This is a genomic window from Klenkia sp. AC732, from assembly GCF_979256525.1.
Genome location: NZ_CEEDOS010000108.1, coordinates 1 through 286, shown reverse-complemented (window position 1 = coordinate 286; position 286 = coordinate 1). Strand labels below are relative to the sequence as shown.

1 pseudogene is annotated in these 286 nt (G+C 74.5%); it reads right to left on the bottom strand.

Annotated features, from left to right (window positions below):
* Positions 1 to 286 (bottom strand): annotated as a pseudogene (locus tag AC0IVP_RS21880) (ABC transporter permease); the annotation flags it as partial.

Genomic DNA, 286 nt, shown 5'->3' with positions numbered 1-286 from the left:
GGTGACGGACTGGGCGCCCAGCGGGCGGGGCCGCGACCCCAGCTGCAGGGCGAGGACCGCGCCGCAGGGGATGGCCACCAGCGCGGTCGGCAGGATCGTCACCGAGGCCACGAACCCGGTCTGCTGGATGAACTCACGCAGCTGGAAGGGCCGCCGGAACCCCGCCCGGACGACGTCCAGGGCGAAGGCGAACAGGTTGCCGCTGGCCTTGAGCGGTCGCAGCGGCGACAGCCTCCCGTCCAGCAGACCCGGCGCCGTCGGCTTCTCGCCGGGTGCGCTCACGGAC